We start from the raw sequence: 18,528 nt of genomic DNA, 5'->3' as shown, positions 1-18,528 counted from the left end.
AATTCGCTGACAGGCGGGTCATCACATCCGTTTTACGGGGTAGTCGGCACCGTTTGAAGGTTATGCCCCGGCCATCCGCCGGGAGCGCGCCAGTTTTGCAGGGGTATCCGTTTGAACCAGAAGCAGTTAGCACGCGACCGGACGATCTGGGCCGCGGTGTTCGTCATCCTCGCCGCCACCCTCGGCATCGATGCGGTTACGCCGCTGGGCTACTCCGTCTGGGTGTTCTACTTCTTCGCCGTCGCGCTCACGGTCTTCCAGTCGCGCCGCGAGATCCCCTTCATCGTCGCCCTGGTGGCTACCGTCCTGGTGGCGATCGGCTACGAGCTCTCGCCGCCGTCGCTGGCCGAGGGGCATTCGGTCATTAACCGCTGCATGGGTGCGGGCTCGCTTTGGGTGATTGCGGCCGTGGTCGCCCAGACCCTGCGGGGGCGGATCGCCGCGGAGCGGACCCTTTGGCTGCAGGAAGGCCAGAATGCGGTGGCCCACGCCTTGCGCGGGGAGCAGAGCCCGGAAGAGATCGGCGTGCACGCCGTCCGTGCGCTGTGCCGCCGCCTTGAGGCACAGGTGGGCGCGCTCTACCGCGCCGATGGGCGCCAGCTGATCCTGTGCGATGGCGTTGGGTTGCCGCCCGAGCATCCGGCGGTGCTGCCGCGGGTCGGCGGCCTGCTCGGTGATGCCCTGGCCGAGGGGGAGCCGCGCCTCTTCAACGCGCTGGCGGATACGCACCTGGCCGTGGCCACGACGCTTGGGCAGACCGCGCCGACGGAGGTGTTCCTGATGCCGGTCACGGCCGACGGGTATCCCGTGGGCGTCATTGAAATCGGGCGCGTCGGTGGCCGCGACCTGCACGGCGCCGACCTTGATCTCCTGCGCCGTTGCGCCGAGAGCATTGGTGTCGCGCTGCGCACCTCGGCCATGCGCCAACGCCAGAACGAGCTCCTCGAAGAGACCCAGCGCCAGAGCGAAGAGCTGCAGACCCAGCAGGAAGAGCTGCGCGTCGCGAACGAAGAGCTGGAAGAACAGAGCCGCAGCCTGCAGCAATCGCACGCCTCGCTGGAGGCGCAACAGGCCGAGCTCGAACAGACCAACGTGCAGCTCGAAGAGCGCACCCATGAACTGGAGCGGCAGCGGCAGACACTGGTGATGGCGCAGGCCGACCTGGCGCGCAACGCTCGCTCGCTGGAGGCCACCAGCCGGTACAAGTCGGAATTCCTGGCGAACATGTCGCACGAGTTGCGTACCCCGCTGAACAGCTCGCTGATCCTCGCCAAGCTGCTGATGGACAATAAGGACGGAACGCTCACCGATGAGCAGGTGCGTTACGCGGGTGCCATCCATGCCTCGAACAACGACCTGTTGACCCTGATCAACGACATCCTTGACCTGTCCCGCATCGAAGCCGGCCATGTGGAGATCGCTGCCGAGCCGTTGGCGGTCGATGCCGTGCTGGAGCGCGTGCGCGAAACCTTCGAACCACTGACCGGCGAGAAGGGCCTTGGGCTGCGCATCGAGCTGGCGCCGGGCGCGCCAACCCGGCTGATCGGCGATGAGCAGCGCCTTCGACAGGTCGTGAAGAACCTGGTCGCCAACGCGGTGAAGTTCACCGAGGCGGGCGAGGTCGCGTTGCGTGTCGAGGCTGCGCCGGGTGAGCGGATTCGCTTCACGGTGTCCGATACCGGTATCGGCATCGATCCGGCCCAGCTCGGCGTGATCTTCGAAGCCTTCCGCCAGGCCGACGGCAGTACCAGCCGCAAGTTCGGCGGCTCTGGCCTGGGCCTGTCCATTTCGCGCGATCTCGCGCAGCGCATGGGCGGCGACATCAGTGTTGCGAGTGCTCTGGGGCAGGGCAGTACCTTTACGCTCGAGCTGCCCATCGACGGCTCGGCGTATATCAACAGCGCGCCTGCGGCAGCACCGCCGACTTCACATCCCGCAGCGGCCTACGCGCCCAAGGTCTACGCACCTCGCCCCGTGGCGCAGCCGCCCGCACCCATGCAGGCCGTGTCAGTCATCCCCACGGTGGCCGATGACCGGGCCTCGCCGCAGCGTCCGGGACGCCTGATCCTGGTGGTGGAAGACGATCCCGTCTTCGCCCGCGCGCTCGTGGAACTTGCCCACGAACTGGATTTCGATTGCGTCGTGGCCGGCACCGCCGATGAGGCGCTTGCCCTGGCGGCGTCGCATGGACCGAGCGGCGTGCTGCTCGATATCGGTTTGCCCGACGTGTCCGGCCTCAGCGTGCTCGAACGCCTGAAACGCGATCCCTCGACGCGGCATATCCCCGTGCACGTGGTCTCGGCGACGGAGCAGGCGCATCTCGCCATGGAACTCGGTGCCGTCGGTCACCTGATGAAGCCTGCGACGCGCGAGCGCCTGGTCGATGCGATCGCGCAGCTCGAAGACCGCTACGCCCGCACCATGCGTCACCTGCTGATTGTCGAGGACGACGCCGATCTACGTAACAACCTGACCCTGTTGCTCGCGCGCGAGCAACTCGAGATCGTAGCGGTGGGCAGTATCCGCGAGGCCCTCGAGCGGCTGCAGACGGCGACGTTCGATTGCCTGGTAATGGACCTGGTGCTGCCGGACGGCAGTGGCTACGACCTGCTCGAGCACATGGCGGCGAGCGAAGCGTTCGCCTTCCCGCCGGTCATCGTCTACACCGGCCGCTCGCTCACCCGCGAGGAAGAGCAGCGCCTGCGTCGCTATTCGCGCAGCATCATTATCAAGGGCGCGCGTTCGCCGGAGCGCCTGCTTGATGAAGTGACCCTGTTCCTGCACAGCGTGGAGGCCTCGCTACCCACCGACCAACAGCGCTTGCTGCGCGAGGCACGGAAGCGCGACGCCATGCTGGACGGGCGTACCGTGCTGCTGGCCGAAGACGACGTCCGCAACATCTTCGCCCTCACCAGCGTGCTGGAGCCGCTGGGCGTGCGCCTGGAAATCGCCCGCAATGGCCGCGAGGCCGTGGAACGGCTGGCCCACGCCGACGTGGACCTGGTGCTCATGGACATCATGATGCCGGAGATGGATGGCCTGGAAGCCATGCGCCGCATCCGCGCGGATAGCCGCTTCGCGGAACTGCCGATCATCGCGCTGACCGCTAAGGCCATGTCGGATGATCGCGAACGTTGCCTGGCGGCCGGTGCCAACGATTACATCGCCAAGCCCATCGATATCGACAAGCTCGTATCGCTGTGCCGCGTGTGGTGCTCGAGGCACTGATGTCGGCCGAAACCGAACTGTTCGACCTGGAGCTCAAGGTACTGCTTGAAGCGGTATACCTGCGCTACCACTACGACTTTCGCCACTACGCGGTGAGCTCATTGCGCCGGCGCATGCGCCATGCGATGGGCCGCTACGGCATGGAGCGGCTGAGTGACCTGCAGCACCGCGTGATCCACGATCCGGCGTTCTTTGCCGAAGCCATGCAGTACTTCACGGTGCAGGTCTCGGAGATGTTCCGCGACCCGGGCTATTTCGCGGCGTTGCGCGAACATGCGATCCCTGTCCTGAAGACGTACCCGAGCATCAAGGTGTGGATCGCCGGGTGCAGCACGGGTGAAGAAGTGTGGTCCATGGCGATCCTGCTGGAGGAGGAAGGCCTGCTCGATCGCGCGGTGATCTACGCGACCGATATCAACCCGGCCGCGCTCGAGGCGGCGGAGAGCGGTGTGTTCCCGCTCGATCGCATGGCCTTGTTCAGCCGGAACTACCAGGCAGCCGGTGGCCGCCGGTCGCTCTCGGAGTACTTCACCACCGGTTATGGCGGTGCCGTCTTCGATCGCCGGCTGAAGAAGCAGGTGGTGTTTGCCGACCACAGCCTGGCCACCGACGCGGTGTTCTCCGAAGTGCACCTCGTCTCGTGCCGCAACGTGCTCATCTATTTCAATCGCGAGCTTCAGGACCGGGCGGTTGGCCTGTTCCATGACTCGCTCGTGCGCCGGGGTTTCCTTGGGCTGGGTGCGAAGGAGTCCCTGCAGTTCGGCGCGCATGCGGCGGATTTCGAGGCGTGCGCACCGCATGAGCGCCTGTACCGGAGGACAGCGTCGTGACCCTGCCTTTCCCGCAGGCGGTGGTGATTGGTGCGTCGGCAGGCGGCGTGCAAGCCCTGCGCGATGTGCTGGGTTGCTTCCCTGCGACGTTCCCGGCACCCGTCCTGGTCGTGCAACACATTCCGCGTGACCGACCCAGCGGCATCCCGGCACTGCTTGATGGATCGTGCGCATTGCCTGTGGCCGAGGCCCAGGACAAGGAGCCGCTCTGCGGCGGCGTGGTGTTGTTCGCGCCGCCGGATTACCACCTGTTGGTCGAAGACCGGACCACGGTATCGCTCTCCCGCGATGAGCCCGTGTTGTATTCCCGCCCGGCCATCGATCCGTTGTTCGAATCGGCCGCGGAAGTGTTCGGCGAAGGCCTGCTCGCCATCCTGCTCACGGGTGCGAGCAGTGATGGCAGTGCTGGCGTGGCTGCCGTGCGTCGCGAAGGCGGCATCGTGTGGATCCAGGATCCCGACGAAGCCGTTGCCCCTATCATGCCCGCCTCGGCCATCGCCCACGCGGGCGCCGATGCCATTGTTACCCTCGGCGACCTGTGCCGCCGGCTTGGAACCCTAGCCCCATGACCCTGTCGATGACCTTGCTCGACGAACCGGCCGCCACGCGCGAGCTGGCCAACGTCCTTATCGTGGATGACGTGCCGCAGAACCTCGTGGCCATGGAGGCACTGCTCGCGCGCGACGATATCCGCATCCTGAAGGCGGCCTCGGGGCCTGAAGCCCTTGAGCTGCTCCTGGTCCACGATGTGGCGCTCGCGCTGCTCGATGTCCAGATGCCGGATATGGATGGCTTCGTGCTGGCGGAGCTGATGCGTGGCTCGCAGCGCACGCGTGATGTACCCATCATCTTCCTCACGGCCTCGCCCAATGACCCGGCACGATCGTTCAAGGGCTATGAAACCGGCGCGGTGGATTTCCTGCACAAGCCGATCGACCCCCGGATCATCCTCGGCAAGGTCGATGTGTTCGTGCAGCTGTACCAGCAGCGACAGCAGCTGAAGGCGCAGAACGCACGCCTTGAGCGCGCGTTGCAGCTCAACGAGGCGATGATCGCGGTGCTTACGCATGATCTGCGCACGCCGCTTTCGGCCATTACCCTGTGCGCCGACCGGATCATGGTGGAAGTGGGCGATGGCCCGCTCGCCCGCACCGCGCACCATGTGGAAACGAGCGCGCGGCGCATGGCGCGGATGATCGACCAGCTGCTCGACTTCTCGCGGATCCGCTCCGGCGTGGTCCGCCTCGAGCTGGCGAACCATGACCTGGGGGCGCTTGCGGAGACCGTGGCGGAAGAGACGCGCCAGGCCAACCCGACCCGCGCGATCGAAGTCACCACGCGCGGCGATACCCTGGGCTATTTCGACTCCACACGCATGGCGCAGGTGCTGTCGAACCTGCTGGGTAACGCGGTGCAGTACGCGTTGGGCAGTACGCCGATCGTGCTGAGCGTGGACGGCAGCGATACCGCGACCGTGCAGCTGAGCGTCCGCAATGCCGGCGTGCTGCCGGCGAACCTCGTGCAGCGGATCTTCGAGCCGTTCAAGGGCAGTTTCCACCAGAGCCGTGGCCTGGGCCTGGGTTTGTACATCGTCGACCAGTTCGTGCGTGCGCACGGTGGCTCGGTGGTGGCGCAGAACGTCGAAGAGGGCGTGGAGTTCAAGGTGACCGTGCCGCGCCACGCGGTGCGCTGATCGCTCAGCGCAGGAAGCCGCGGGTCAGGGCGATCGATAGCGCGTGTGCGCGGTTGGTCGCGTGTAGCTTACCCATCGCGTTGGAAAGGTATTCCTTCACGGTATCGGCGGACAGGCCGAGCCGCTGGGCGATCTGCTTGTTCTCCAGGCCGTCGGCGACGCCGCGTAGCACGTCGATCTCGCGCTCGCTCAGCACGGACCCACCGTGGTGTTCGGCGAGTTGCTGGGCCACCTCGGGGGAGACCCGGCGCTGCCCAGCGGCGACCGCGCGGACGGTCGACACGAGGTCGTCGACGAGCGAGGTCTTGAGCAGGTAGCCCAGCGCACCGGCATCCAGCGCGCGCCGCGCGGCAGCATCGCCGGGGTAGGTCGTGAGGACGAGCACCCGTGCCTCCGGGTCGATCGCGCGGACCGCCGCGGTGACGCGGTCTCCATCCATGTCCGGCAGCATCAGGTCGGTCACGACCAGGTCGGGCCGGTGCTGGCGGAAGGCTTCGACTGCCTCGTGGCCGGTGCCTGCTTCGGCGACCACCTGCAGGCCGGCCTCGCTCGCGAGCATGGCGACGACACCGGCGCGGAACAGGGGGTGGTCGTCGACGACCAGGAGGCGGAGCGGTGGGGCGTTCATCGGCGGTCGGGCAGGGACTTGGCGTTGTCGATTCCTATCGCGGTTTGAAGAGGGCGGCGCGGATAGGCTAGATGGGATTGTTGCGCAGCGTCAAAATGGTACCTCGTTTGTAGCCAGTCATCCTTTCAGCCAGTGACCCCCATGGCAGGTTTATCCCGGGCCTTGCTGGCTCTGCTGTTGTTGTTCGTTGTGGTGCACCCGGGCTGGGCTGCGCCAGGCGAGGTCACGCCGATCACCCGCTGGCAGCACACGGTGTTCACCGCGAAGGATGGGGCGCCCGCGGAGATCCGCGCGATGGCGCAGGATCGCGATGGCTTTCTCTGGCTCGGCGGCGTCACCGGCCTCTATCGCTTTGATGGCGTCAGCTTCGATGGCAGCCTCTCGGGCAAACTGCCCCATCGCGAGATCATGACGATGGTCGGGACGCCGGATGGCTCCCTCTGGATCGGCGACCGGCGTGGCTACGTGACCCGGATCAAGGACGGCGCGATCACCAGTTACGACGTCGAGCCTGCGCGCGCCACGGTGATGTACCTGACCCAGCTCGACGATGGGTCACTGTGGGCGGTGAGTACGCGAGGGGCTTACCAGTTCGAGGATGGACGCTGGCAGCGGCTTGCACTCGGTGCGCCGCCCAACCAGCGGTTCATCCAGGGGGTTCGCGGCAAGGATGGCGCGTTATGGATCATCGGTCGTGACGCGGCGTGGCGCGTTGCGCCGTCGACGCATGTCGTGACGGCTGCCACGATCGACGAAGCCTATGACGGACGACTCGGCCGCCTGCATTCGCAGTGGCGCGATCCCGAAAGCATCATGTCCGATACGCACGTCGACAGCGAGGGCGCGCTATGGGTTGGCACGTCTGTCGGGTTACAGCGCGCGTCATGGCCCGTCCCGGGCGGCAAACCCGTAGTGGAGAACTACGGCATGCGCGATGGGCTGGGCGGAGCGCAAGCGGTCTCGGTGTTCCCGGATCGCGAAGGCAATATGTGGGTTGCCACCACGTCGAGTGTCGATCAGTTCCGCCTGGGCACGTTCCGCCGCGTGGCGATGCCGGGCGAAACGGTCTTTCCAGCCATTGCCGTGGATGGCAAGGGCGTCCTCTGGGAAGGCCGCATGGACGGCACGGTGGCATCGCATGGCGTCACGCTGAAAACGTGGCCCGTCGATCTGATCCATGTCACGTCGGCGGCGACGGCGCTGGATGGTTCGATCCTGATGGGCGGGCAGGATGGCATCGTCCATCTGGATGGTGAGCGTGCGGTGTCGGTGCCGATCCATCCGGAAGGTCGCACCGGGATGCTTCGCTACCTGGGCGTGGCCCAGGCGCGGGATGGGTCGATCTGGGGACTCTCGGATTCGGCGTTCCGCTACGCCGATGGCGAGACACGCCAGTTCGCCGCGGCGGCAGGCTTGCCCGATCGGCCGGATTACGCGTTGTCGATCGCACGGCGTACCGATCATGGCCTCTGGATCGGCTACAGCGGCAACAAGCTCGCATGGCTCGAAGATGATGGCAGCGACGTGCACGTACTGGATGCGCGCGACGGGATTGCCGTCGGCCAGGTGTTCGCATTGTGGCCGCATGCCGGCGGCACCTGGATCGCAGGGCAGGAAGGCGTCCAGTTCGTCATGCCGGGGCGCCCTGTACAGACGCTCCGCGTGCGCGGCGACGAGCCGCTGCGCGATGCCACGGGCATTGTGGAGCAGGGCGATGGCTCGCTGTGGGTCAAGACGGTTCGTGGCCTCTATCGGGTGGCGCCCGATGCACTGGTGGCCTGGCGAAAGGCACCGGCGACGCGGGTGGCCTTCGAGCGTTTCGATGAGCGCGACGGCTTGCCAGGCATCAGCGACGAGCGTCCGGCCCCTTCGATCGTGCCGGGGGCGGGGAGCACCCTGTGGATCGCTGGCGATACCGGCCTGGCCTCCGTGGATACGGCGAGACTCGTGCGCAACCGCATCGCGCCGGTCGCCGTGGTGTCGAAAATCAACGGTGAGGCGCCTGGTGCGTCAGAGGTGCTTCCGGCAGGCACGCGGCGGCTGGATATCGAATACTCGGCACCGGTGCTGGGCGTTCCCGGCCGGGCGCAATTCATGCATCGGCTCGATGGCGTCGATACCGAATGGCAGGATGCCGGTAACGTCCGCCACGTGACCTATACGAACCTGGGTCCTGGCGAGTACCGCTTCTTCGTCAAGGCAGCGAACGAGGATGGGGTGTGGTCGGCCACGGCGGCATCACAGGTGATCCGGATCACGCCGTATGCGTGGCAGACCACCTGGTTCCACGGCCTCGTGGTACTGGCTGTTCTCGGACTCCTGTACCTCGCTTACCTGTGGCGGTTGCGCAGCCTTGGCATCCTCATCTGCGCGCGCCTGCTTGAGCGTGAGCGGATTGCCCGCGAATTGCACGACACGTTGCTACAAAGCCTGCAAGGCGTCTTGCTGCGGGTGAAGGTGGCGGCCGATGCGGTGGATGATGCCGACGCGCGTGCCAAACTGGAAAACGCGATGCGTGCGACGCAGGACGCCCTGGTGGAAGGGCGGCGCAAGATCGTCGGGCTGCGGGGCGCGCGCGGCGATGCGAGCACCTTGCCGGAGCGCCTCAAGGCGTGGGTCGCACATATCGATGGTGCGGACGGCGTTCGTGTCGATGTTGACGTAAGTGGCATGGCACGTTCGCTGAACCCCGCAGCCGATGATGATATCGAAGCCATCGTGTTCGAGCTGGTCGGCAATGCCGTGCGCCACGCCGAAGCGACGACGGTGAGCGTGCAGATGCACTTCGGGCGCCGCTGGTTCGAAGTGGTGGTGCGCGATGATGGCAAGGGCATCGATGCGCCGCGCGAGGCCGCGAGCCGGCCCTCGTTCGGCCTGGTGGGCATGCGCGAGCGCGCCGAGAAACTCGCCAGCCGGCTGCGCATCCGCCCACTCTCGCCGCGTGGGACGCAGGCGGTGTTGCGGGTTCCCGGCCCCGTCGCTTACTGGTTGCCTGAGCGCACGGTGGCGCGGCTGCGTGCGAGGCCATGGTTTCGCTAATCCGGTGCCGCGTGTGCAAGCCGCCGCACGCTCCGATCCCCACTATGCTTACCTGATTCCAGCGGAACGTTTCCATGACTACGCGTACCGGCCCCGCCAGCGGGCTCACTCGCGCCACGCTGTTCGCGATGGCGCTTGCCACCGGCCTTGCCGTGGCCAATATCTATTACAACCAGCCCATGCTCGGGGTGATGTCGGCGTCGCTGGGTGATCCGCGGGTGGCTGGCTGGATTCCGACCCTGACCCAGCTGGGTTACGCGGCCGGCCTGCTGTTCCTGTTGCCCCTCGGCGACATGCTGGAACGGCGCCGGCTCATCGTCGTGCAGTTCGTGCTGCTGGCCGTGGCGCTGGTGCTGACGGCGCTTGCTCCGGGACTGGGTGTGCTGGCCGTCGCATCGGTACTGGTTGGCGCGGGCGCGACCGTGGCGCAGCAGATCGTCCCGTTCGCCGCGATCCTGGCCGAACCGGCACGTCGTGGCGCCGCGATCGGTACGGTGATGAGCGGCTTGTTTACCGGCATCCTGTTGAGCCGCACGCTCGCGGGCATCGTTTCGAGCGTGGCTGGCTGGCGTGCCATGTTCTGGCTATCCGTTCCCGTGGCCCTGTTGGGCGCGTGGCTGATGGCGCGGCGCTTGCCCGAGCACCATCCGGCACACCCGCTGCGGTACGGGCAGGTGCTCGCCTCGCTCATCCATCTGTGGCGTGATGAGCCGGTGCTGCGCAAGGCCGCCTTCACGCAGGCCTTGCTGTTCGCGTCGTTCTCCGCCTTCTGGACGACGCTGGCCATGCGCCTTGCCGAGCCGCCGCTCAACCTGGGTGCGGCGTCGGCCGGCTTGTTCGGTATCGTCGGTGCCGTGGGCGTGGCGATGGCACCGATCGCCGGTCGCGTCGCCGATCGACGTGGCCCGGCACCGGTAATCGCATTGGGTGCGGCCGCGGCCCTGGCTTCGTGGTTGCTGTTTGGTCTGGTGCCGGGGCTGGTCGGCCTGATCCTTGGCGTGATCGTGCTCGACTTCGGTGTGCAGATCGCGCTCGTTTCGAACCAGCACCTGATCTACGGCCTGCATCCTGAGTACAAGAGCCGGCTCAACACCTTGTTCATGACCACCATGTTCGTGGGTGGCGCGCTCGGCTCGCTGCTGGGGGCGACGGCCTGGCATCACGCGGGGTGGTTCGGCGTATGCGTGTTGGGTGGCGTGTTGCCGGTCGGCGCCTTGCTTCTGAGCCTGCTGGGGAAGCGGGCAGGCAAGGGCGCGACGGTGTCATCGGAAGCCTAGTTTTCGCAGCATCCCCCCATCTAGGGGGTCACGTGGGGGAAGGGCGTCTATAGCATCCGGTACGTCTTCAGGCAGTGTAGAAGGCCCCACCGATGCAAGCAGAAACGACCGCGCCCGCGTTACGGGCCGATGCGGGGCGTGGCTCCGTCGGCCTCGTGCAGGCCTTGCTCTCGCAAGCCCTGCGCCAGCTGGACGACCTGAAAGGCGTCGATCGCGCCGCGTGCGCACGCTACATCGCCGAGGCGTTGCGCATCCACCGCGATGGCGCCCCTACGCCAGCGCGCGAGACGAGTGGTCTTGCCGCGTGGCAGGTACGCGTCGTTAACGACGTGGCACTCGCTCATCTCGACGCGCCGCTCGCGATCGTCGACCTCGCCGCAGCGTGCCGCCTTTCGCGCGGGTACTTCACCCGGGCGTTCAAAGTCACCTTTGGCGAAAGCCCGCACCGCTGGCGGCACCACCGCCGGCTTGAGCACGCGTGCCACCGCTTAAGCCATTCTGATGAAGCGATCGCCGATATCGCCATGGCCTGCGGTTTCAACGACCAGGCTCATTTCACCCGCGCGTTCAAGCGCGCGTATGACACCACGCCCCACGCGTGGCGCGTGAATCAGTTGATCTGAAGCGGTTGGCGCATAGGGCGCGGACAAAAGTTCAAGGCACGCTGAGCCGCTTTGCCTATCGTGGCTCCATCGCAACGCACGTCCCGCGACCCCACCCCAGAGGCTTTATTTCATGTCGTTTACCGAACTGCTCACGCCGGCGAGCTGCGCGCTCACGCTTATCGATTTCCAGCCCGCGATGTTCCAGGGCGTGCAGAGCCATGACCGTAAGAGCATCGTCGATAACGTTCAGATCCTTGCGCGTGCCGCGAAGCTCTTCAACGTGCCGACTGTTCTGACCACGGTGGCGAAGGACAGCTTCTCCGGCCCGTTCATGCCGGAAGTGACCGAGGGTATCTTCCCCGGCCAGCCGCTGATCGATCGCACGTCGATCAACTCGTGGCTCAATGAAGACTTCCGCAAGGCCATCGCAGCCACCGGTCGCAAGCGCATCGTGATCGCGGGCCTGTGGACCGGCGCCTGCGTGAACTTCCCGACGCTCGACCTGCTGCGCGAAGGCTACGAGGTGCTGGTGGTGACCGACGCGTGCGGCGACACCAGCGTGGAAGCGCATGAGCGCGCGGTGCAGCGCATGGTCCAGGCGGGCGCGGTGCCGATCACCTCGCTGCAGTTCGTGTTCGAGCTGCAGCAGGACTGGGCGCGCTCGGGTACCTACGAGGGGGTGATGGATATCCTGCGCGACCTCACGCCGTACGGCATCCAGGTGCGCTTCTCCAAGTGGGCGCTCGGCGAACATGCGTCTGAAGCGGGTTAAGGCCATGGCGCCGTACATCGTTTCGCTGGTGTTCGGGCTGGGCGTAGGCGTGGCGTACGGCATGTTTGGCGTGCGCTCGCCGGCGCCGCCGATGATCGCGCTGATCGGCCTGCTCGGCATGCTGGCCGGTGAAGCCGCGGTGGCCTGGGTCAAGGGCCACCCGGATGCGTGGGCCAGCCTGTGGCACGCGAAGAGCTTCGCGATCACCGAGCGCGACACCAAACCGTCAAACGACGACCCCGCCTGACTTTCGCTGGAACCCTGCCCATGGCGCATGCACCCGCCCCGGACCTCATCCTGCACCGAGGCCTGTTCACCACGCTCGACCGCCGCCGCCCGACGGTGAGTGCGGTCGCCATCCGTGAAGGCCGTTTCGTTGTGTTGGGAGACGACCGCGAGATCCTCGCGCTCGCCGGGCCGGCGACGCGCGTCATCGACGTGGGTGGTCGGCGCGTGTTGCCGGGTTTGATCGACAACCACCTGCACCTGATCCGTGGTGGCCTGAACTACAACATGGAACTGCGTTGGGATGGCGTGCCCAGCCTGGCGGACGCCATGCGCATGCTGCGCCGGCAGGTGGAGATCACGCCGCCGCCGCAGTGGGTGCGCGTGGTCGGTGGGTTTACCGAACACCAGTTCGCCGAGAAGCGCCTGCCGACGATCGAAGAGCTCAACGCGGCCGCGCCGGATACGCCGGTGTTTATCCTGCACCTGTACGATCGCGCCTTGTTGAACGGCGCGGCCATGCGCGTGTGCGGGTACACGCGGGATACGCCGAACCCGCCGGGCGGCGAGATCCTGCGCGATGCGAGTGGCAACCCCACCGGCATGCTCCTGGCCAAGCCCAACGCCACGATTCTCTATGCCACGCTCGCCAAGGGCCCGACGCTGCCGTTCGAGTACCAGGTGAACTCAACCCGGCACTTCATGCGCGAGCTCAACCGGCTTGGCGTCACCGGATGCATTGATGCCGGCGGCGGGTCGCAGAACTGGCCGGATGACTATGCGGTGGTGCGCCAGCTGGCCGAGGATAACCAGCTCACGCTGCGTATCGCGTACAACCTGTTCACCCAGAAGCCGAAGAAGGAAAAGGACGATTTCGTGGCCTGGACCCGCTCGGTGACGTACCAGCAGGGTGATGACTATTTCCGCCACAACGGCGCCGGTGAGATGCTGGTGTTCTCCGCGGCTGATTTCGAGGACTTCCGTCAGCCGCGCCCGGACGTGGGGCCCGAGATGGAAGGTGATCTGGAAGAAGTGGTACGCGTGCTCGCGCGCAACCGCTGGCCGTGGCGCATGCATGCCACCTACGACGAAACCATCAGCCGCGCGCTGGATGTCTTCGAGAAGGTGAACCAGGACATCCCGCTCGAGGGCATCCACTGGTTCTTCGACCATGCGGAAACGGTCTCCGACCGATCCATCGAGCGCATCGCGGCACTGGGCGGCGGTATCGCCGTGCAGCACCGCATGGCGTACCAGGGCGAGTATTTCGTGGAGCGCTACGGCATCGGTGCCGCGGCCGCCACGCCGCCTGTGCGCAAGATCATGGAAGCGGGCGTCAAGGTGTCGGCGGGTACCGATGCAACGCGCGTGGCTTCCTATAACCCCTGGGTATCGCTGTCGTGGCTGACGAACGGACGCACGGTGGGCGGTTTGCGGCTTTACCCGGAACGTAACTGCCTCGACCGCGAAGAGGCGCTGCGGATGTGGACCGAAAACGTCACCTGGTTCTCGAACGAGGAAGGCAAGAAGGGGCGCATCGCCGAAGGCCAGCTCGCTGACCTCGTGATCCCGGATCGCGATTACTTCGCTTGCGCGGGTGACGAGATCGCACATACGACCTCGCTGCTCACCATGGTCGGTGGCCGGGTGGTATACGCGAGCGGGCCGTTCTCAGCGCACGACGAAGGTGGCGTGCCGCCCGCGATGCCGGATTGGTCGCCCGTGCGTGATTACGGCGGTTACGCCGCGTGGGCTGCGCACAAGCAGCGCGAAGATGCCGCGGCGCGCGTCGGCCAGCCGGCGTGCGGCTGCGCAAGCGCGTGCACGGTGCACGGCCACGATCACGCCCGTTCGCACGCGGCCAACGTGCCCGTCGGTGACTTCAAGAGTTTCTGGGGCGCGCTGGGTTGCGCGTGCTGGGCCGTATGAGCGCTGCCGCGTCCCGTGGGATCGGTTGGGTGCCGTGGCTCGGCCTGCTCGCGCTGTGCTCGGCTTACCTGCAAGGCCCGTTCTGCAAGCTGCTCAACTGGCAGAGCGCCCTGGGCGAGATGCGCCACTTCGACCTTTCGCCGCCGGGCTTCTTTGCCGTCGCGGTGATCGTCCTCGAGCTCACCTGTTCAGCGGCGATCCTCAGTGGCCGCTTCCGCTGGCTGGGTGCCTTTGCCCTCGCGGCGTTCACCTTCGTCGCCAGCTTCCTGGCGAACGCGTGGTGGATGGCACCGGCAGGACCGGCGCAGGATATGTTGATGAACGGCTTCTTCGAGCACCTGGGGCTCGCGGGCGCGTTCGTGTACGTGGGATGGCTTGACCTGAGGGGGCCTGCGCATGGCGGCTGAAAGCGGAAGCCTGGGCGATAGCCTGCGGCCGTTGAAACACGCGACGTTCGCAGTGTTGTGGGTGGCGACCGTGCTGGGTAATACCGGCACGTTCATGCGCGACATCGCCAGTTCGTGGATGGTGACGGAGCTGGGCGGTGGTCCTGCGGCGGTCTCGATGATCCAGGCGGCGGGTGCGTTGCCGATCTTCCTGCTCGCCATTCCGGCCGGCGTGCTCTCCGACATCCTGGATCGCCGTCGCTTCCTGCTGGCGGTGCAGGTGTTCCTGGCATTGGTGAGCGCGACGCTGGCTTTCCTTGCTGCCACCCACGCGCTGAGCATTCCGGCGCTGATCGCACTGACCTTCGCCGGTGGCATCGGCGCGGCGTTGATCGGCCCCACGTGGCAATCGATCGTACCCGAACTGGTCGAACGCACGGAGCTGAAGGATGCCGTCGCGCTGAACTCGCTTGGCGTGAATATCTCGCGCGCCATCGGCCCTGCGGCGGGTGGCCTCATTCTCGCCGGCCTCGGCGCGGCGGTCACGTATAGCACCGATGTGTGCAGCTACTTTCTCGTCATCGCGGCGCTGGTCTGGTGGAAGCGCAAGGGCGGCGGCGAAACGGCGTTGCCGGAGAACTTCCTGGGCGCGTTCCGTGCGGGCCTGCGGTATACGCGGGCGAGCAGCGAACTTCACGTCGTGTTGCTGCGTGCGGCAGTCTTTTTCGCCTTCGCCAGTGCGGTATGGGCGTTGCTGCCCCTGGTCGCACGCGGCACGTTGCAGGGCGGGGCAGGGTTCTACGGCGTGCTGATGGGTGCCGTGGGCGCGGGCGCGATCGCCGGTGCACTGGTGCTACCGCGCCTGCGTGCGCGTTGTGGCGCCGATGCGCTGCTGCTCGGCGCGTCGCTGCTCTCGGCACTGGTCATGGTCGTGTTGGCCCTCGTCCCGGTGAAGCTGGTGGCCTTCGTCGCGCTGCTGGTGCTGGGCGGCGCCTGGATCATGTCGTTGACCACGTTCAACGGCGTCGCCCAGGGCATCCTGCCGAACTGGGTGCGAGGCCGTGCGTTGGCGGTGTACCTCACCGTGTTCAATGGGGCGATGGCCGCCGGCAGCATCGGCTGGGGTGCGCTGGCCGAAGCTACGGGCGTGAAGATCGCGCTGCTCGCGAGCGCCATAGGCCTCGTGATCGCAGCCCTGGTGATGCATCGCGTGCGCCTGCCCAAGGCCGAGGCCGACCTTACCTCGGCGCACCAGTGGGCCGAGCCGCTCACGGTGGAGCCGGTGGCGAACGATCGTGGCCCCGTGCTGATCCTCGTCGAATACGACGTGGCACGCGAGGCGCAGCCCGCGTTCCTTGCGGTGCTGGAACGTTTCTCCATGGAACGCCGGCGCGATGGTGCCTACGCGTGGGGCGTCACGCAGGATTCCGCCAACCCTGAGCACGTGGTGGAATGGTTCATGGTGGAATCGTGGGCGGAACACCTGCGCCAGCACGAGCGTCTCTCGCATGCCGGCGCGGACCTGCAAAGCGAAGCCACGTCGTTCCACCGCGGCGATGCACCGCCGCGGGTGACTCATCTTATTGGCCTCCCTTCTTCCTGATCCCACGGACCTTTCCATGCACAAGCAGATCTTCTTCGCTTCCCTCGTGCTGGCTTTCGCGCCAGCCGCCTTCGCGGCCACGCAGGATTTCTCGGTCGGCCCGCAGTACGACACCACCCACGTCTACGTGGCGCCGCAGGACGTCGATGCCTTCGTGACCAGCTTCGCCACCACGTTCGGCGGCCAGTCGACCAAGCAGGTGGTCGTCACCGTGACGCCGACGCCGTCGAGCACCTCGTCGCAGCTGGTGCAGACGCCGGCCGGCACGATCTCGGTGTTCGGCTTCCGCACGCCCGTGCCGTACCCGTTTGGCCTGGAGCGCACGGGTTACCTCGTGACCGACCTGGACAACGCGGTGAAGGCTGCCAATGCGGCAGGTGCTGCGACCCAGGTGGCGCCGTTCAACGATCCGATCGGCCGTGATGCCGTTGTCACGTGGCCTGGCGGCGTGAACATGCAGCTGTACTGGCACACGAAGAAGCCGGACTACAAGCCGCTCGAGTATGTGCCGGAGAACCGCATCTACCTGCCGGCGCAGAGTGCCGATGCCTTCGTGAAAGCGTGGGTGAGCTTTGCCCACGGCAAGGTGGTGTCCGATGACCGCGCGGCGCCGGGTGTGGAAATCGGCCGGAAGGACGGCACGTACCGGCGCATCCGGATCACCTCGGGTTATGGCAACGCCACGGTGCTCGTCACCGATGGCCACCTGGATTGGCCGTACGGCACCGAGCTGACCGGCTATGCCGTGGGTGACCTCGATGCCACGCTGGGTCGGGCACGCAGCACCGGCGCCAAGGTGGTGGTGGATGCGCACGCCGAGGGCGAGCGCCGTTCGGCCGTGGTGCAGTTCCCCGGCGGCTACGTGGCGGAAGTCCACAGCGCGGCGAAATGAGTCGCCGCCGTGTGGCGTTCGCGCTGAGCCTGGCCCTCGCGGCACCTGTCATCGCGCAGGATGTCGCGGAGGAGAAGGCTTCCACCAATGAAGGTGTGCAGAAGACGCCAGGTCGCCCCGTCGTGTTGCCGAACCGCTGGCAGGAGGACTGGGGCGTGCTGGCGAACGGCGCGGTCCCGCGTAAGGCGGGTGATGCGCTGAAGTACCTGCCGATAGGGCCCGGCGGGGACCACTACCTCACCTTTGGCGCCACGCTACGCGACCGCGTGGAAAGCAATAACGCCTCCGCGTTCGGCATCGGCCGTAGCGACGATACCTACCTGCTGCAGCGCCTGCAGGTCCATGCGGGGTTGCGCCTGGGCGAGCCCTGGCTTGCCTTCGTGCAGCTCGAGGACGCGCGGCCTTTTGCGAAATCCAGCTGGGGCCCGACCGACCGCAACCATGCGGACGTACGCCTGGCGTTTCTTGCCTGGCAAGGCGAGGCCTGGGGCGGCACGGTGAAAGTGCGTGCGGGCCGCCAGGATTTCGCGCTCGATCTCCAGCGCTTTGTGTCGTTGCGCGATGGGCCCAACGTGCGCCAGTCGTTCGATGCGCTTTGGGCGAACTTCGAGCGTGGGCCGTGGCGCATCATCGGCTTCGTCAGCCACCCCGTGCAGTACCGGGATGATCGCGCCTTCGACGACATCTCGAACGCGAGCGAGCGCTTCCACATGCTTCGTGTCGAGCGCCACGTGCTGGGCATCAACGAACTCTCTTACTACCACGCGTGGTACGACAGTGATGGCGCCAGCTTCCTCGATGCGCGCGGCAACGAGCGGCGCCGCGTCGATGATGTGCGCTTCGCAGGCGCGAAGGATTCATTGGACTGGGATCTGGAGGCCATGCGCCAGGGCGGCCGCGTAGGCGAAGACAGTATCCACGCGTGGGCGGCGGGCACGCGTGTGGGCTGGACCCTGCAGGGCGTGGGTTGGACGCCGCGGCTTGGCCTGCAGGCTGATACCGCGTCGGGCGATCACCGCGCGGGTGATGGCCGCCTGGGCACGTTCAATCCGTTGTTCCCGAACGGGTACTACTTTTCCCTGGCGGGCTATACGGGCTACAGCAACCTGGTGCACATCAAGCCGAGCGTGACGCTGAAGCCGTCGCCCTCGGTGACCCTGCTGGGCGCGGTCGGCCTGCAATGGCGGCGCACCACCAGCGATGCCATCTACGTGCAACCGGTGAATGCGCTACCCGGTACGGCAGGCACCGGCGGCAAGTGGACCGGCATGTACGGCCAGCTCCGGCTGGACTGGAAGTGGCGGCCGGGGATCGCCTTCGCGATCGAGGCCGATCACTACAAGGTTGGCCGCACGATCCGTGACGCCGGCGGCAGCGATGGCAACTACGGCAGCGTCCAGGTGACGTTGGCCTGGTGACCC

Annotated in this window: 15 protein-coding genes; 14 read left to right on the top strand and 1 reads right to left on the bottom strand. The window is 66.6% G+C overall.

Features of this window, described 5'->3' with window-relative positions; genetic code table 11:
* Positions 1-111 precede the first annotated feature (111 nt).
* Genes L2Y96_RS11385 through L2Y96_RS11370 form a run of 4 tightly spaced genes read left to right on the top strand, consistent with a single transcriptional unit; the run spans position 112 to position 5,751 of the window.
* Positions 112-3,228: a response regulator gene (locus tag L2Y96_RS11385; protein ID WP_247325628.1), complete on the top strand. Its 3,117-nt coding sequence runs from the start codon at positions 112-114 to the stop codon at positions 3,226-3,228.
* Entirely contained in the window at positions 3,201-4,058 is an 858-nt protein-coding gene (locus L2Y96_RS11380; protein ID WP_247325626.1) for a CheR family methyltransferase, read from the top strand. The genes L2Y96_RS11385 and L2Y96_RS11380 overlap by 28 nt, the downstream gene beginning before the upstream one ends.
* Positions 4,055-4,627 carry a chemotaxis protein CheB gene (locus L2Y96_RS11375; protein ID WP_247325623.1) on the top strand — a complete coding sequence of 191 codons (573 nt, stop codon included), beginning with the start codon at positions 4,055-4,057 and terminating at the stop codon, positions 4,625-4,627. Before L2Y96_RS11380 ends, L2Y96_RS11375 begins: the two co-directional genes overlap by 4 nt.
* Positions 4,624-5,751 (top strand): hybrid sensor histidine kinase/response regulator, encoded by a 1,128-nt coding sequence (locus tag L2Y96_RS11370; RefSeq protein WP_247325622.1) that lies wholly within the window; start codon positions 4,624-4,626, stop codon positions 5,749-5,751. The genes L2Y96_RS11375 and L2Y96_RS11370 overlap by 4 nt, the downstream gene beginning before the upstream one ends.
* Positions 5,752-5,755: 4 nt before the next feature.
* Here L2Y96_RS11370 and L2Y96_RS11365 read toward each other — a convergent pair whose 3' ends face one another.
* Positions 5,756-6,379 (bottom strand): response regulator transcription factor, encoded by a 624-nt coding sequence (locus L2Y96_RS11365; protein ID WP_247325620.1) that lies wholly within the window; start codon positions 6,377-6,379, stop codon positions 5,756-5,758.
* A 141-nt stretch (positions 6,380-6,520) separates the two neighbouring features.
* Between L2Y96_RS11365 and L2Y96_RS11360 the strand changes: the two genes are divergently transcribed.
* The 10 genes from L2Y96_RS11360 to L2Y96_RS11315 all read left to right on the top strand — a co-directional run bounded on the left by L2Y96_RS11360 (position 6,521) and on the right by L2Y96_RS11315 (position 18,525).
* Positions 6,521-9,418, top strand: a complete 2,898-nt coding sequence (locus tag L2Y96_RS11360) for a sensor histidine kinase (protein ID WP_247325618.1) — start codon at positions 6,521-6,523, stop codon at positions 9,416-9,418.
* 74 nt (positions 9,419-9,492) lie between these two features.
* Entirely contained in the window at positions 9,493-10,695 is a 1,203-nt protein-coding gene (locus L2Y96_RS11355; protein ID WP_247325617.1) for an MFS transporter, read from the top strand.
* 92 nt (positions 10,696-10,787) lie between these two features.
* Positions 10,788-11,318 carry a helix-turn-helix transcriptional regulator gene (locus L2Y96_RS11350; protein WP_247325615.1) on the top strand — a complete coding sequence of 177 codons (531 nt, stop codon included), beginning with the start codon at positions 10,788-10,790 and terminating at the stop codon, positions 11,316-11,318.
* A gap of 112 nt (positions 11,319-11,430) precedes the next feature.
* Positions 11,431-12,072 carry a hydrolase gene (locus L2Y96_RS11345; protein ID WP_247325614.1) on the top strand — a complete coding sequence of 214 codons (642 nt, stop codon included), beginning with the start codon at positions 11,431-11,433 and terminating at the stop codon, positions 12,070-12,072.
* A 4-nt stretch (positions 12,073-12,076) separates the two neighbouring features.
* Positions 12,077-12,319: a DUF1427 family protein gene (locus tag L2Y96_RS11340; protein WP_247325613.1), complete on the top strand. Its 243-nt coding sequence runs from the start codon at positions 12,077-12,079 to the stop codon at positions 12,317-12,319.
* 20 nt (positions 12,320-12,339) lie between these two features.
* A complete protein-coding gene (locus L2Y96_RS11335; protein ID WP_247325612.1) occupies positions 12,340-14,226 on the top strand; it encodes an amidohydrolase in 1,887 nt (628 codons plus the stop codon).
* On the top strand, positions 14,223-14,633 hold the full coding sequence (locus tag L2Y96_RS11330) for a DoxX family protein (RefSeq protein ID WP_247325611.1): 411 nt from the start codon (positions 14,223-14,225) through the stop codon (positions 14,631-14,633). The genes L2Y96_RS11335 and L2Y96_RS11330 overlap by 4 nt, the downstream gene beginning before the upstream one ends.
* Positions 14,623-16,215: an MFS transporter gene (locus L2Y96_RS11325; RefSeq protein ID WP_247325610.1), complete on the top strand. Its 1,593-nt coding sequence runs from the start codon at positions 14,623-14,625 to the stop codon at positions 16,213-16,215. Before L2Y96_RS11330 ends, L2Y96_RS11325 begins: the two co-directional genes overlap by 11 nt.
* A 16-nt stretch (positions 16,216-16,231) precedes the next feature.
* Entirely contained in the window at positions 16,232-17,107 is an 876-nt protein-coding gene (locus L2Y96_RS11320; RefSeq protein WP_247325609.1) for a glyoxalase, read from the top strand.
* The gene (locus L2Y96_RS11315; RefSeq protein WP_247325608.1) at positions 17,104-18,525 is read left to right on the top strand and encodes an alginate export family protein; all 1,422 of its coding nucleotides are present in this window, start codon (positions 17,104-17,106) and stop codon (positions 18,523-18,525) included. Before L2Y96_RS11320 ends, L2Y96_RS11315 begins: the two co-directional genes overlap by 4 nt.
* Positions 18,526-18,528: the final 3 nt, after the last annotated feature.

The organism is Luteibacter aegosomaticola (assembly GCF_023078475.1).
GTDB lineage: Bacteria > Pseudomonadota > Gammaproteobacteria > Xanthomonadales > Rhodanobacteraceae > Luteibacter > Luteibacter aegosomaticola.
This window is presented reverse-complemented; position numbering and strand designations above follow the sequence as displayed.